The organism is Ursidibacter sp. B-7004-1 (genome assembly GCF_053654055.1).
In genome coordinates this window covers 1-15750 of record NZ_JBSIUP010000036.1, presented here as the reverse complement: position 1 = coordinate 15750, position 15750 = coordinate 1, and the positions used below count along the sequence as shown (strand labels likewise).

The following is a 15750-nucleotide window of genomic DNA, read 5'->3' as shown; positions in this document are numbered from 1 at the left end:
ATACCGCTTTTTTCCCACATTTTTGTCCATTATACCGAGAATATCAATAACGATTACTCTGTCAATAAATCCAACGCTTCTTGGTATTTTGCTACTGTCTTTTCAATCACATCAGTAGGCACTTTTGGAGCGGGTGCTTGTTTATTCCAACCACTATTCTCTAGCCAATCACGCACAAATTGTTTGTCAAATGATGGTGGGTTTGTACCTTCTTGATAAGTATCCACAGACCAAAAACGGCTAGAATCTGGCGTTAACACTTCGTCCATTAACGTTAAAGTCCCATTTTCATCTAAGCCAAATTCAAATTTGGTATCGCAAATAATGATACCTTTCGTTAAAGCATATTCTGCGGCTTCAGTGTATAGAGCTAAAGCTGCTTTTTTTACTTGCTCGGCTAACTCTGTACCAATTTGGCGTTCACACTCTTCATAGCTGATATTGATATCGTGGTCGCCAACTTCTGCTTTGCTCGATGGCGTAAAAATCGGTTGTGGTAATTTACTTGCTTCAACTAGCCCTTCAGGTAGAGCCAATCCACAAATAGTACCTGTTTGTTTGTAGTCTTTTAAGCCACTTCCAGTTAAATAGCCACGCACGATTGATTCAATTTTTACAGGTGTTAAACGCTTACATACTACTGCACGATGTTGAATTGCTTCCGCTTCTTCTTTTGGCAGAACATCAAAAACAGAATCACCCGTAAAATGATTTGGCATAATGTGTGAAAGTTTATTAAACCAGAAATTTGAAATTTGGGTTAGAATTTCGCCTTTACGTGGAATGGGATCATCTAAAATAACGTCAAACGCAGACAAGCGGTCCGTTGCTACCATTAACATACGTTTATCATCAATTTCATAGAGATCACGTACTTTTCCTGAGTAGATTTTTTTAAGACTAATTTGCATAGGAGAATCCTGTAAGATAAATAGAAAACTGTCGAATTATATCAATTTACGCAAACGTTTGCTATTTTTAGGTGGCAATATTATTTAACTTCAATTTTTGAACCATTAGAAAAAACAATTTTTTTTGCTTGGAACTGTGCTGTAATTCTAGCCCCTTGAATAGATAATGCATCTTGTGCTTCTTTAGGTAGTTCTTTGAATGGAAGAGAAAATTCTAGAGGAACTCCTTTTTTAGGCTTTAATCCTCCTTTAATTGATACAGGTACATTTTGTACCAAAATAGGTTTATCGTTATAAAAATAAGTTGTTGCCCACTGCACCTGATTGATGGTTCTTTTTGACTTGTTCTCTAGTATATAATTAAAACTTACTGTTGATTTCTTATCTTCTTTTAAATCAATACCTATAAATCTCAACGAAATTGAATTAGAAAAACGTTTTAATGCTGGAGATTGTTGTTGAGTTTGTTTAGTACTATTTGTGTTTGCTTGTACAGAATAGCAGGTAAAGATAGAAAACGAGATAATGAATAGATATTTGATGAATTTCATATTATTTCCTTATGTTTAGAATGAAACAGATTTGTCATTCTAGCTTTTTTTCTCTTATTTAGACAAGAATTACAAAATAACCGCTTATAGAAAAAACTACAAGCGGTTATTTTTACTCAAAATTTTACCAATTATTCTTTAGGTAAACGAGCGACCGAGATGAATAACCCGCCCCAAATAATAATTAGGGCTGCTGACATCATAATAATTGCACTACCACTCATTAGTTATGCTCCTCAAATTTTGTTTCATTTTTCCATTCAAGACGAGAAAGAACGAAAGCAATCACAATTAAACCAATCGCCATTCCCCAACCAAATGTATTTACAAACCAAGTTGGATAACCTTCATATCCTTCCGTAATTACTTTATATACTTCACTAAATAACATATAACCTAATACGATTGGTGTTACAACACCAACTACAATACGCCAAGCGACACCTAGTTTATATGATGAAGTTTGATTGATATGCTCTGATAGAATAGATAATTTCTTGCTAAAGGCAATCGCTAGAATAGAGAAGAATGCAACAGCAACAATCCCAAAGCTATTTACAAATTTATCTAAAACATCTAATACAGGTAAGCCTGTTGTAGTACCAAATAATGCGATAGAAATAATTGCCATTGGAATACCTACAACTAACGTCGATTTCACACGCCCAAGTTGTAATTTATCTTGTACCGCAGCGATAATTACCTCTAACACAGAAACTAAAGAAGTAATACCTGCAAAGAGTAACGAACCGAAGAATAGCACACCGATTGCGGAACCAAATGGAGCTTGGTCAATAATTGCAGGGAAAGCAATAAAGGCTAAACCAATACCAGAGGTGGCAACTTCACTCACTTCTTTGCCACCTGCTGCAGCCATAAAGCCAAGTGCCGCAAATACCCCAATACCCGCTAATAACTCAAAGCTACTATTTGCAAAACCAACAACTAAACCAGATCCTGTTAAATCTGTTTTTCGCTTTAAGTAAGAAGCGTAAGTGATCATAATCCCAAAGCAGATTGAAAGAGAAAAGAAAATTTGACCATAAGCTGCAATCCACACGCTAGGCTCTTTTAGTTTTTCCCAGTTTGGTGTGAATAAAGCATCTAAACCTTTCTCTGCCCCAGGTAAGAAAAGAGCTGTAATCACTAATACCACAAACATAATGGTTAATAGTGGCATAAATAGGGCTGATGATTTACCAATTCCTTTTTGTACGCCTAAGGCTAAGATAGCTAAAACAGCAATCCATACTGCAACAAGTGGCCCTGCCACAGTACCAACAAAATCAAAACCAACAGAAACACCCTCTGCCATTTGTAAGTACTCTTTAAAGAAGAAACTCGCAGGATCTGCTCCCCAAGCACTATTTAAAGAGTAGTAGGTATAGCACGCAGCCCAACCAAGAATCACAGCATAGTAAATACCGATAATGACATTGATTAAAACTTGCCACCAGCCGAAAGTTTCAAAACTCTTATTAAAACGGCGAAAAGCAAGTGGTGCAGAACCACGATATTTATGCCCTAGTGCATAGTCTAAGAATAATAATGGAATACCTGCTGTTAATAGTGCAATAAGGTAAGGAATAATAAATGCACCACCACCGTTATCATAAGTAACATATGGGAAACGCCAAATATTACCTAAACCAACAGCAGAGCCAATAGCTGCCAAAATAAATGCACCACGTCCAGAGAACGTTTCTCTGCTTGATGCATTAGATGATTGAATATCAGACACAATAAAGCCCTCAAGAAAATATAAAATTTAATGGTAATTGCGAAATATTCGCAATGATGTGCAATATGCCGAATAATTTGATTAAAGTAAATAGTTAAAAATAAAATGGAATAAGGACTGAGAGCAAAATTCAAAGTCAAAAAAACTGTAAATAAAAAAATAATCAGTGTAATTATCCAACATATAATAAATATGAGAGAATTACACTGATTTATAATTATAATAGTAGTACAATAATTTTAAATTTTTTACAGATATATCCTACATTTATTTCTAACTTTTAGAATATAAATTCCGTATATAACCATACTTTAACTATTAACGTAACCCAAAAATAGCTCGAATATAGCTTGCAACTGCTTCATCTTTATTGTTACCAATCACCTCATTATTGGGTAAACATTGTTTTAAACGTGGGTCAGCATTTCCCATTACACAACCTTTCCCTGCAAAAGTAAGCATTTCAACATCGTTCATTCCATCGCCAAAAGAGATACAATCAGAGAGTGTATATCCTCTTAATTTTACGAGATCTTTCAACGTATTGGCTTTGCATACACCTTTTGCCATAATTTCCAAGCATTGTGGGGTAGAATAAGTCATTTGAACTAACTCACCGTAGGTTTGCTGAATATGCTGCTCAACAGGAAGTAAGCACTCTGGATTTCGACCAATAAAGAAAATCTTTTCTGTCTGCTTTGCGTGATGACGACTAAAATCAACAACCTGATACATAAACCCAGAATCTTGATGGTATTGTCGTAGCTGTTCAACATCCACGTTGATAAACCACTCATCACCTTGATAGCTATTTAAACATACCATTTGCTTATCAAAAGGTGTCTGTGTCATTATTTCAAAGGCTAAGATTTCAGGTAAATAGTTACTAACTAGTTGTTCTCCAGCTAAATTGTTTGCTCTTGCTCCGTTAGAGGTAACAAGCATTGCATCTTGTATGTTTACTTTACTAATAATTTGCTTAACGTCAGGATAATTACGCCCCGTTGCTAGATAAATATCTATTCCCTGCTTAGCCAGCTTTTCCAGTGTTTCAATCGTAAATTGCCCAATTTTATGATCTCGATTGAGTAATGTTCCATCTAAATCAGAAATAATTGCACGAAAAGGTTTATACATAGAAGATCCTTAACTCAAGAAATAATTAGCAAAAGGCTAACAAATTTATGCTTTAACATCAAAAGAAAATCTCTAAAATAGGTAAACTGTACAAAAAACAGCAAATCAATCAATTTATATTAAAGATTAAGTTTTACTCCAAAACTCCTTTTTTATTTTGGTAAAAGCGGATTGTCATAGTATAAAAAACCACAAAACAAAACATAAATAAAATTAAAACCCAAACCAAGCACAATTATTCCACAGATAATCGTTTGCTTAAAGCATAAAATGCTATTGACTTCACTCCATATCAAGTTAATATAACGTTCAATTTCCGAATAACTAATGCAAACATAAAACACACAATGATGAAACTTCATTCTCTTAACCTGACTCTACTTCTCACGCATTCTGCGCGAGGATAAGATTTGGTAGGAGAAAAAGTTCACTATCCACACTTAGCCCGCACGTTAAAATGCGGGTTTTTTTATCTGTAAAAAATGTAATTCAAAGAGAGGATTATCCGATGAGCAACAATATTATTATATTTGATACCACTTTACGCGATGGCGAACAATCATTAAAAGCAAGTTTAACTGTAAAAGAAAAACTACAAATCGCCCTTGCTTTAGAACGTTTAGGGGTAGATGTGATGGAAGTTGGTTTCCCTGTTTCATCATCGGGTGATTTTGAATCGGTGCAAACTATTGCTCGTCATATTAAAAATAGCCGAGTATGTGCATTATCACGAGCAGTGGATAAAGATATTGACGTAGCAGCCGAAGCCTTAAAAGTGGCTGAAGCCTTCCGTATTCATACCTTTATTGCAACCTCTGCATTACACGTTGAAGCGAAACTTCGCCGTAGTTTTGATGATGTTTTAGAAATGGCTGTTAATGCGGTTAAACGAGCAAGACGCTATACTGATGATGTTGAATTTTCTTGTGAAGATGCTGGGCGTACTGGTGTAGATAACATTTGTCGAGTAGTTGAAGCTGCCATTAATGCAGGGGCAACTACGGTTAATATTCCTGATACCGTTGGCTACTGCTTACCTTACCAGTATGGCGATATTATTGCGAACGTAATGAATCGTGTTCCAAATATTGATAAGGCTGTGATTTCCGTTCACTGTCATAATGACTTAGGAATGGCAACCGCTAACTCACTTACTGCCGTACAAAACGGAGCAAGACAAATTGAATGTACTATTAACGGTATTGGTGAACGTGCAGGTAATACTGCATTAGAAGAAGTAGTAATGGCAATTAAAACCCGCCAAGATATGTTTAACGGTTTAGACACTCGTATCAATACACAAGAAATCCATCGTGTAAGCCAAATGGTTAGCCAGCTTTGCAATATGCCAATTCAACCAAATAAAGCGATTGTCGGCTCAAATGCTTTCGCTCACTCATCTGGTATCCATCAAGATGGAATGGTGAAGAACAAAAATACCTATGAAATTATGTCGCCAGAAACCATCGGTTTGAAAAAAGAAAAACTCAATCTTACCGCTCGTTCTGGACGTGCCGCTGTTAAAAACCATATGGAAGAAATGGGGTACAAAGAGAGCGACTATGATTTAGATAAATTATACGAAGCCTTCTTAAAACTTGCTGATAAAAAAGGACAAGTTTTTGATTACGACTTAGAAGCCCTTGCCTTTATTGATATGCAACAAGGTGATGAAGATCGCTTGAAATTAGATGTTATTACCTCACAGCTTATCAGTGGTTTACCTGCTTCTGCTTTTGTACAAGTTGAATTAGATGGACAGCGTTTAAGCGAAGTATCACAAGGAGGAAATGGCCCTGTTGATGCAACATTCAATGCGATTCTAAAAATAACAGGAATGGAGATCAAAATGCTCAACTACCATTTAACTGCAAAAGGTGAAGGAGCGGAAGCATTAGGACAAGTTGATATTGTAGTAGAGCATCAAGGACGCCGATTCCACGGTGTTGGTTTAGCAACCGATATCGTGGAGTCGTCTGCAAGAGCATTAGTTCACGCAATCAATGCAATATATCGTTCACAAAAAGTGGCGGATCTTAAAAATAAAAAATAATTTTATTTAATAATTAAGTGGTGAGTTTTGGTAAAACTTTTACAAAAACTCACCGCTTAGCATACCTAACCAGACTAGCCTATTGCTCTCGCCCCTTGATTATCCACCTTACAAATATGAATAAATCCTTCATTATTTTGTAGGTAGTTACTTTCAAGGTAACTATATAGTTTTTGAGCGTGAGCAAGATCAGGGGCAATGGCAAACATTGTTGGACCTGAGCCTGAGATTCCAACGGCTAACGCACCTAAGTCTTTACAACCTTGACGAACTTCTGGGAAGTTTGGTAATAAAGCCTCACGATACGGTTCTGCCACTAAATCTTTCATCATCAATGCCGCAAGCTGTGCTTGTCTAGAATGGCAAGCGTGAACAAAACTCCCCAAGTAACGAGCTTGTGAAATCACATCTTGGCGAGTATAACTTTTCGGCAAAATTGCTCTTGCTTCAGCGGTAGAGACTTCAATTCCCGGGTAAGCTAACACCCAATACCACTCATCAAAGAAAGGTAATGGCTGACAAATATTACCTAGTGATTGGGTCATTAACTGCAAACCGCCTAAGTAACAAGGAGCAACATTATCATAGTGAATAGAACCTGAAATACGCCCTTCAAGTTCTCCCATCATTTCCAATAATTCCATTTTAGAAAAAGGCTCGGCGTGGAATTGGTTTAATGCAACTAGAGCTGCCACGATTGAGCAAGCACTTGAGCCTAAACCAGAACCAATCGGCATATTTTTTTCTAAGGTTAAGCGAAGTTTTTTCACTTCGCCACCACGTAATTTTAAGCGTTCACTAAACAGGACATAGGCTTGATACACGATGTTTTTTTGTGGCTCTTTTGGCAGTTTACGCACAAAATAGCCAACACTTTCTAATTCAAATGGCTGATCCGATTCTTCAATTTGCACCACATCGCCCAATAATGAGCCATCAATCGGTGAAATTGCTGTACCTAAAGAGTCAAAACCAACACTTAAATTTGCACTTGAAGCGGGTGCATAAATACGCAATGCCATTAGTTTGCTCCCCCGTGTAATGTACGCAGAATATCCGCAAAAATCCCTGCTGCTGTTACACTATTCCCTGCCCCATAACCTCGTAACAAGAGCGGAATTGGGTTGTAATAGCGTGTGTAGAATGCAAGGGCATTTTCACCATTTTTCACTTTGTAAAGCGGATCATTTTCGTCCACTTCTTTGATAGCGACTTTGCATTTACCGTTTTCAATGACACCCACATAGCGTAAAACATTGCCAAAAGCGGTTGCTTTCTCAACACGTTTTGCAAATTCAGCATCTAAATTTGGTAATTCTGCTAAAAATTCTGCGGTGGTTTTCCCTTCTGCAAAGCCTTGTGGTAATACGCCTTCCACTTCAATATCATCAAGTTCTAATGATAAGCCCGTTTCACGAGCCAAAATAAGTAATTTACGAGCCACATCTTGACCAGAAAGATCATCACGCGGATCAGGCTCTGTAAAACCTTTCTCTTTCGCAATCAATGTCGCTTGTGAAAGCGTTAAACCTTCTTCCAATTTACCGAAAATAAATGAAAGTGAACCTGAAAGAATTCCTTCAAACTTCTCTACTTCATCACCTGCTGCAAGTAAGTTTTGTAGGTTCTCAATAACAGGTAAGCCTGCACCAACATTCGTTTCATATAAGAATTTATGCTGGCTTTGGCGTGCATTTTCACGCATTTCTTGATAGTAAGCATAGCTTGAAGTGTTGGCTTTTTTGTTTGGTGTAACAACGTGGAAACCTTCTTTTAAAGCACGAGCATATAAATTAGCTACCGATTGAGCCGTAGTACAATCAACAAATACAGGGTTTACAACGTGGTGCAATTTGATAAATGAAAGTAACACATCAAAATCTGATGGTTGAGTTGCAGACTCTAAATCACTTTTCCAGTTATCTAAATTTAAGCCATTTTCATTCAGTAACATTTTATTCGAGTTGGCTAATGCACATACGCGAATTTCAATATCCTTCTTTGCTAAATACTCCTTTTGTTGCTTTACCTGTTCGATTAGCTCTCCGCCAACACCGCCAACACCAACGAGGAAAATATCAACCACTTTCTTATTATTAAAAAGTGCTTGATGAGTTGCTTTAACTGCTTCAATCGCTTTATTTAACGGAACAACCGCCGAAATTGAACGTTCTGAAGAACCTTGTGCAATCGCAACAATACTGATATTCGCTTGTGCCAATGCAGAGAAGAAACGAGCGGCAATACCTTTCGCCGTACGCATACCATCGCCCACCACAGAAACAACTGAAAGATCTTTAATCACCTCAACAGGATCTAATAACCCTTCTTTTAACTCTTGAGCAAAGGTTTGGTTTAATGCTGAAAGGGCTTTTTCTGCAGATTTAACAGGCACACAGAAACTAATGCTATATTCTGAAGAAGATTGTGTAATTAAAATGACGGAAATACCCGCTTCTGACATTGTTGAGAAGACACGAGCCGCCATTCCCACCATCCCTTGCATACCAGAACCCGACACATTAAACATTGCGACATTATCTAAATTCGTAATACCTTTTACTTTTAAGCCATCATTTGCCACATTGCCATCAATGATAGTACCTTTACCATCAGGGTTACCTGTATTTTTAATTAAACAAGGAATTTGTAATGGCACTAATGGACCAATCGTGCGAGGGTGAATAACTTTTGCACCAAAGTAAGAAAGCTCCATCGCTTCTTGATAACTCATTGATTCTAAACAGATTGCATCAGGTACTAAACGTGGATCACAAGTATAAACCCCATCAACGTCCGTCCAAATTTCACAAATATCCGCTTTTAAACAAGCTGCTAAACAAGCTGCAGAATAATCAGAGCCATTACGACCGAGTAAAACTAGCTCCCCTTTATCATTCCCTGCAGTAAAACCAGCCATTAACACCACATTTTTCTTCGGAATTGAGCCAGCATCAACACGCTTAGTTGATTCTGCAATATCCACTGAAGATTCTAAATAACTGCCATTTGCTAATAATTTTTCCACAGGATCAATGCGAGTAACTTCATAACCTTTTGCTTCAAACCAGCCTTTCATCATCGCAATCGACAATTTTTCCCCACGACTATGCACCGTTGCACTCACGTTATCTGGGCAGAATTTATTCTTAGCTGCTTCATCTGCAATACGGCAAATATCCGCTAACTCTGCTTGAATAAATTGAGCCAATCCTTCACGATCAAATTTATTATTAGCTGCATATAAACCATTGATAATGTTATCAAAAATTTCATTAGCTTCAGTAAGGTGGGATTGGTAGGATTCGCCTGCTTGGGCTTTATCAACGATGGCTACGAGATGGTTAGTGATTTTGGCTGGAGCGGAAAGAACACCGGCTGCTTGGTCGCTTAAATGGGCTTTTTCGATAATATCGGCAGCTTGCATAAAGCGTTCAGCATTGGCTAAAGAAGTGCCTCCAAATTTTAGAACTCGCATAGTTTCTCCTGATTGAATAAAAGTTAAATGTTTGCAAAAAAAGATATAAAAAAACCCGCTTATTTAGCGGGTTCTCTCGTTTTATTCCTTCCGTTTTCTAACCACGAACACCCGCACTATGTTGGCACATAATGGTAATAATCGTTGTGGTAATAGTTGTTAAACGGTTCATCTTAATCTCTCTAACTCAGAGTGAAAACGGCTAGAAGAATGGGCGAAAACGATTGCTTTGTCAATATATTTTTACAAAAAATCGCTATTTTTGTTTTAATAATTCAATGATCTCTTTTAACGCCAAAATTTCCGCATTTTTCTGTGCCACAATTTCATCTTTATGAGAAATGATCAGTTTGAGTTTATCAATTTCAGCGGTTAGATTTTCATTATTTCCACAGTAGTTTGTATTATTACAATTCTCATTCATTAAAAAGAAACCGCCCTTTCCTTCTGAATTCATTAAGTCCAATACATCAATATTAAAAATATGAGCAATCTGCTCTAATTTATGGAGATTTAACTTAGTCTCCCCCCTCTCAATTTTGGCATAACCATTGGTGGACATATTCATTTTTTCCGCCATTTCTTCTTGAGACCATTGGTTCATTTCTCGCACCATACGAATTTTTTCATTAACGCTCACACCTCACCCCTTTTTATTTATTTCCATACCCAAATTGAGTGGATTAGCCACACTGTTTGTTGTTGGTTATTTTATCTAGCGTACCCTAGTATTAAACACTAGGGTTACTATAGTAGCAGTTTGTAACCTTTTTTGAAATTATCTTGTAACAAACGTAAAGGATCTTCTATGTTAAAAACATTTCAGTATAGTTCAATAGCTATTCTATGTGGTCTTATGACAGCGTGTATATCTAATGACAGTGGCAATTCAGGTACATCTACAGCAGGAACTACTGTAGCGACAGGAACAACCACAACAGATAAAAATAGCTCTTCAAACTCACCAACAACAGGGAATTCAGGAGATTCTGAAACAGCTCCTGCAACAGGAAACAATAGTTCTTCAAGCTTATCAACAATGGGAAATTCAGGGGCTACTGGAACAAATCAAGCAACAGGAAACAATAACTCTTCACCAACACCACAAGAAACATTGATTAGTGTAACTGTTCAAAAACTACCTGATTCAGGAAATGCTACTGTGACACAGTATGAACAAGGTGTTAAGATGCTATTAGTTTCAGGTAAAAAGTTAGATTTAGCAGCTCCTACGGAGACTTTTAGTAGTAAAAATCTCCCATCTGATAATCGAGATACAGGAATGAATATCTTAAAATCCAACTCAGATGCAATTAATAAAGGACATGGTGGAGTGAAACACTTTAAAAAAGGTAATGTGGGAATTTATCTAAGAGATAACGAGCTAAATGGCTGGAAATATCAATCCTTTGGTCGCTATTATAGCGAAGATGGCTCTCAGTATGGTTTTGTTAGCGTAGGCGAGACAACGAAATCGTTACCAACAAAACAAGGAGAGATAACTTATCGAGGTATCGCAATGGGTGATTCTAGTGCTGATGATGTTGTGGGTAGTGGTGAGCTCGTAGCAGATACAACTCTGAAAGTAAACTTTGATACTAAACAACTTACTTTTAACACAAATATGACCAAAGGTTATGATGGTAGTGAAGTAGTAGATTATGCTAGTTACAACCTATCAGGTACATCAACATTGAACGAAAAATCCAGTGCGTTTAATGGGGAGGTTCGGGCCGCTGACGGATCCTCAGGCACCTTCAAAGGATCTTTTTATGGTAATGATGCTTCCGAAATCGGTGGTACCTTTGATTTAAAAGGAAATAATCATAGCTATATTGGTGGATTTGGAGCCAAAGAAGTTACAAAATAGTAATCTACTTTTAGTATAAGCATTTATGAAATAGCTCATAGGGTTTTATTCTATGGGCTATTTTTTATTCCGTTCATTTTCAAGGCAACCGAATATGTTGCCCATTTTCCAATCTATACACTAAACAATAACTCATCTCTAAATTCATCAGACCAACTAGTTGCAGTGAGTTTTCCTTTCATACCCTGCTTTTTCTAGTGTAATCGTGCCAAGTTCAAGGATAAATTCTAGTAAAAATAGAAAATGTTTATTTTACAACCTGTATTGATATTAGATATAAATCACTATCAGATCATAAATTGATAGAAAATGCGATCTCACCCTGTTATTTAAATAGAATATATTGTATTAATCTGAGAATTATACGGTAGCATCTTATTTAGTATGGATAACCTTTTTTATCTTTATGCAAAAAGGTTATTTTATATTTCATTTTATTCTGTTCATTTAGTTTCTATACTGATAAGTTTGCAAAATTAAATCAAAAGACTTATAGCATTAAATATATCTTCTTACCAATAAGGTTAAATAGACTATGTATATATTCTTCATTATCATATCAGTATTATTTCAAGCAATATCTTATGGATATTTAACAAAAAACTTAAATACAGAGTCAATTTTATTTTTTGTTACATTATCCTTTATGACCTGCTCAATTCTCTACTTTTTTATTTATAAAAGAAAAGGTCTTGTTCTAGCTAGAGGGATAGGAAATAAACTATTTGCTTTAAACATATATACTGCTATTGCATTTTTAGGGTTCTATTTATCCATATCTTTTATTCCTGCATCCATATCTGCTTTATTAGAAGCTGCTGCAGGTCCTTTATGTGTTGCATTACTATCTTTCCGTACTAATTTGGAAAATAATAAAATCTCAATTAACTTATTATTTCCTTTATTAATTCTTTTATTGGGAATTATAGCATTATTCATACAAAGTCCTGAATTGTCTTACAAAACCTTAATAGGGTGTGTTTTATCTATTTTAGCCGCTTTAGGAGCAGCATTGATTTCTATAAAAAGTTACGATCTTTCAGATATATCACCTTATATTATCCTTGCACATAGATTTCATCTTACTTGGATAACTTCTGCTTTTTTAATATTTGGATATTATGATTTTGACTTCAATAAGATAGATTTACCATTTACGATTGCTCTTGTATTTTTAGGCGTGGTATTACCTATGTATTTTCTACAAAAAGGAATGCAAAAAGTAAAACCAATGGTGACAATGGTTGCATTAAGTATCATACCAATGATTACATATATATCAGAATCATTGATTGATGGTTCTTTGTATATGGAAATAATTGTTATATTACTAATAAGTACTATTTTATCTCTATTCTATATTCTTAAACAAAGAGAGAAATAAGGAAGATTAAATTATTCTTTCTCATACAAACACAGGCTTAGAACTCTGCCCCTACGCTTTTAGTGTGATTTGTTGGTTCATTTTTGCTTTAGATCAAAAAATGATGTATTCAGCGTCCATTTTTTGATAGCATAAGCGATGAGTTTTAACTCAAATTTTACACATTATTTTTGAGGGATTTAAAAATGACATACACATTACCTGAATTAGGCTACGCTTATGATGCGTTAGAGCCACACTTTGATGCAAAAACAATGGAAATTCACCATTCTAAGCATCACCAAGCATATATCAACAATGCAAATGCGGCATTAGAAGCTCACCCTGAGTTATTAGCACAATGCCCTGGTTCGTTAATCCAAGATTTATCTCAAGTGCCAGCTGAAAAGCGTGTTGCAGTGCGTAACAACGTTGGTGGGCACGTTAATCACACTTTATTCTGGAAAGGTTTAAAAACAGGGACAACTTTAACTGGTGCGTTAAAAGATGCTATCGTGCGTGATTTTGGTTCAGTTGAAAACTTCCAAGCAGAATTTGAAAAAGCAGCAACAACACGTTTTGGCTCTGGTTGGGCGTGGTTAGTATTAGAAGATGGTAAATTAGCCGTTGTTTCAACAGCTAACCAAGATTCACCTTTAATGGGTAAAGAGGTTGCAGGCGTTTCTGGCTATCCAATTTTAGGCTTAGATGTTTGGGAACACGCTTACTACTTAAACTATCAAAACCGCCGTCCAGATTTCATTAAAGCATTCTGGAACGTTGTAAACTGGGACGAAGCTGCACGCCGTTTTGAAGACAAAGTAAAAACTTGTGGCTGTGCAAAATAAGATAAAAAGCTAAATTACTTTTATCTACCTGCTCCTAAATAATTGGATAAAGCCAGTTATTTAGGAGCAGTTTTTAATTCTAACTATTCTCTTATTAACCACATAAGCGTTTCCTTTTAGTTTAGATTGAATTTTGATACCCATTCTAAATGGGGAAACTCTTACTTTTAGAGTGAATTGCTAGATCAAGTCTGATTTTCTACATTACACAGGCACTTCCATCAGCAGAATTTCTGCATTGTCTGCTAATGCCGTTACATCAAAAGATTGAGTGTCCCATACTGCTAAGCCATCTCGTTCATTGAGTTCTTTGTCTCCAATTTTTGCTTTTCCTTTAATCACAAATACATAAACACCGTTATTTTCTTTATGTAATTGATAACTTTTACTGTGGTTAAGCTCAAATTTTGCTAATGAGAACCAAGCATCTTGGTGAATCCAAACACCCTCGTCATCAGGATTTGGCGAAAGAATTTGTTGGAAATCATTCGGTTTAGCTTGGTCAGCAATGGCAATTTGTTGATAACGAGGTTCAACATTGCGTTTATTCGGAATTACCCAAATTTGTAAAAATTTAACCGCTTGATCACGATTTGCATTCATTTCGCTATGAGTAATCCCAGTACCTGCGGACATTACTTGAATATCGCCATTACGAATAATACTACCATTGCCCATACTATCTTTGTGAGCCAAATCGCCAGATAAAGGAATTGAGATAATTTCCATATTATTATGGGGGTGAGTGCCAAATCCCATACCGCCTTCAACAAAATCATCGTTAATAACACGCAATGCCCCAAAACCTAAGCGTTCAGGATCGTAATAATTTGCAAAACTAAACGTATGACGGCTTTTTAGCCAACCGTGATCAGCATTGCCACGAGAATCCGCTGAGTGATAAATATATTTCATTGTAAGTCCTTCATTTTGTATCAATTTAGGGACTATTCTATAATTTCATTTTTGACAAATAAAGGTAGTAAAAAGCAATAAACTATTTCCTATATAGAAATAATATAATTATTTTGGCTGTAATTTTACCCCAAAATGATTAGCTACTTTTCGCTCTGCTCCTTGTAACAAGGGTAAGGCTGAGATACGTTTATTTTCAATCACCATTGTCGAGCTACCCCCACCATCTAAATTTAATGCGTAAGTTAGCTCTAATCGAGTAGCTAATTGTGCTAATTCATTCATTGTCATTCCACGATAGGTAAGCTGTCGCCCTTCAACAACCACTAAATAGAGCCAGTTATGTTTGTCATCTAATCCAATCATTGTTCTAGGGTGCTTACCTGTAAAAATATCTTGCGAACAACCAATTTTGTCACGAGTGGAACACTCAAACTTACCTGATTTTTGACTGTAATAATGCCAACCTGCGAGGGCTAACTTCCAGTTAGGCTTGGCAGAAGTAATACGATTTATTGGATCAATACGACAGTGATTATTGACGGTACAAGCCAAAAAAGAGCGAGCCAAGGTATCATTGCTTTTTTGCCATTTTTTAAATTGAGAGATATTTAAACCAAGTGGTGAAAGATCTTTACGGAAAAAGCTTCCGTTAATTGCAATATTCGTTTGGTATTTCTCAGCAAACTCAGAAACAGTTAAGCCTTGATCTTTTGGCAATGTCGTAATCAGTTCAAGATTGGGACAATTCAGATCAATCTTGCTGATGTGAATAACGCCGTTTTCACTACGATTTTCAATACAAGATGAACTTGCTTGAACAGTAGAAATCAGCAGGAAAATAAAAAACAAAAAAAGAGATTTCATTGGCATAATATAAGTG

General features: G+C 36.2%; 14 protein-coding genes. 4 read left to right on the top strand and 10 right to left on the bottom strand.

The features are described from left to right. Positions 1–53: 53 nt before the first annotated feature. The 5 genes from ACWIW0_RS10240 to ACWIW0_RS10220 all read right to left on the bottom strand — a co-directional run bounded on the left by ACWIW0_RS10240 (position 54) and on the right by ACWIW0_RS10220 (position 4340). The gene (locus ACWIW0_RS10240) at positions 54–911 is read right to left on the bottom strand and encodes a phosphoribosylaminoimidazolesuccinocarboxamide synthase (protein WP_454453227.1); all 858 of its coding nucleotides are present in this window, start codon (positions 909–911) and stop codon (positions 54–56) included. Between the two features lie 80 nt (positions 912–991). Then, entirely contained in the window at positions 992–1462 is a 471-nt protein-coding gene (locus ACWIW0_RS10235; RefSeq protein WP_454453226.1) for a hypothetical protein, read from the bottom strand. A 131-nt stretch (positions 1463–1593) separates the two neighbouring features. Further along, the gene (locus tag ACWIW0_RS10230; protein ID WP_157394665.1) at positions 1594–1686 is read right to left on the bottom strand and encodes a methionine/alanine import family NSS transporter small subunit; all 93 of its coding nucleotides are present in this window, start codon (positions 1684–1686) and stop codon (positions 1594–1596) included. Next, positions 1686–3194, bottom strand: coding sequence for a sodium-dependent transporter (locus ACWIW0_RS10225; RefSeq protein WP_454453228.1), 1509 nt, complete (start codon positions 3192–3194; stop codon positions 1686–1688). Before ACWIW0_RS10225 ends, ACWIW0_RS10230 begins: the two co-directional genes overlap by 1 nt. 327 nt (positions 3195–3521) lie before the next feature. After that, positions 3522–4340, bottom strand: a complete 819-nt coding sequence (locus ACWIW0_RS10220; RefSeq protein WP_454453225.1) for a Cof-type HAD-IIB family hydrolase — start codon at positions 4338–4340, stop codon at positions 3522–3524. Between the two features lie 508 nt (positions 4341–4848). On the opposite strand from ACWIW0_RS10220, the gene leuA reads away from it, so the two are divergent. Then, positions 4849–6393 carry a 2-isopropylmalate synthase gene (leuA, locus tag ACWIW0_RS10215; RefSeq protein WP_454447382.1) on the top strand — a complete coding sequence of 515 codons (1545 nt, stop codon included), beginning with the start codon at positions 4849–4851 and terminating at the stop codon, positions 6391–6393. Positions 6394–6467: 74 nt separating this feature from the next. On the opposite strand, the gene thrB is transcribed toward leuA, so the two are convergent. The 3 genes from thrB to ACWIW0_RS10200 all read right to left on the bottom strand — a co-directional run bounded on the left by thrB (position 6468) and on the right by ACWIW0_RS10200 (position 10511). After that, complete coding sequence (gene thrB / locus ACWIW0_RS10210; RefSeq protein WP_454453224.1) at positions 6468–7415, bottom strand: homoserine kinase; 948 nt, start codon at positions 7413–7415, stop codon at positions 6468–6470. Beyond that, entirely contained in the window at positions 7415–9871 is a 2457-nt protein-coding gene (gene thrA, locus ACWIW0_RS10205; RefSeq protein ID WP_454453223.1) for a bifunctional aspartate kinase/homoserine dehydrogenase I, read from the bottom strand. Before thrA ends, thrB begins: the two co-directional genes overlap by 1 nt. 256 nt (positions 9872–10127) lie before the next feature. Next, complete coding sequence (locus ACWIW0_RS10200; protein ID WP_454444723.1) at positions 10128–10511, bottom strand: helix-turn-helix domain-containing protein; 384 nt, start codon at positions 10509–10511, stop codon at positions 10128–10130. A 216-nt stretch (positions 10512–10727) separates the two neighbouring features. On the opposite strand from ACWIW0_RS10200, the gene ACWIW0_RS10195 reads away from it, so the two are divergent. From ACWIW0_RS10195 to sodA, 3 genes are all read left to right on the top strand, one after another. Continuing rightward, complete coding sequence (locus ACWIW0_RS10195) at positions 10728–11741, top strand: transferrin-binding protein-like solute binding protein (RefSeq protein WP_454453222.1); 1014 nt, start codon at positions 10728–10730, stop codon at positions 11739–11741. Between the two features lie 646 nt (positions 11742–12387). Next, the gene (locus ACWIW0_RS10190) at positions 12388–13125 is read left to right on the top strand and encodes a hypothetical protein (RefSeq protein WP_454453221.1); all 738 of its coding nucleotides are present in this window, start codon (positions 12388–12390) and stop codon (positions 13123–13125) included. Between the two features lie 185 nt (positions 13126–13310). Beyond that, positions 13311–13952, top strand: a complete 642-nt coding sequence (gene sodA / locus ACWIW0_RS10185; protein ID WP_157394657.1) for a superoxide dismutase [Mn] — start codon at positions 13311–13313, stop codon at positions 13950–13952. A gap of 204 nt (positions 13953–14156) precedes the next feature. Here the strand turns inward: sodA and ACWIW0_RS10180 are convergent, their stop codons facing one another. Continuing rightward, complete coding sequence (locus ACWIW0_RS10180) at positions 14157–14867, bottom strand: pirin family protein (RefSeq protein WP_454453220.1); 711 nt, start codon at positions 14865–14867, stop codon at positions 14157–14159. Positions 14868–14975: 108 nt separating this feature from the next. After that, positions 14976–15750 (bottom strand): phosphodiester glycosidase family protein (locus ACWIW0_RS10175; RefSeq protein WP_454453219.1); only part of this gene is annotated, 775 nt, incomplete at its 5' end.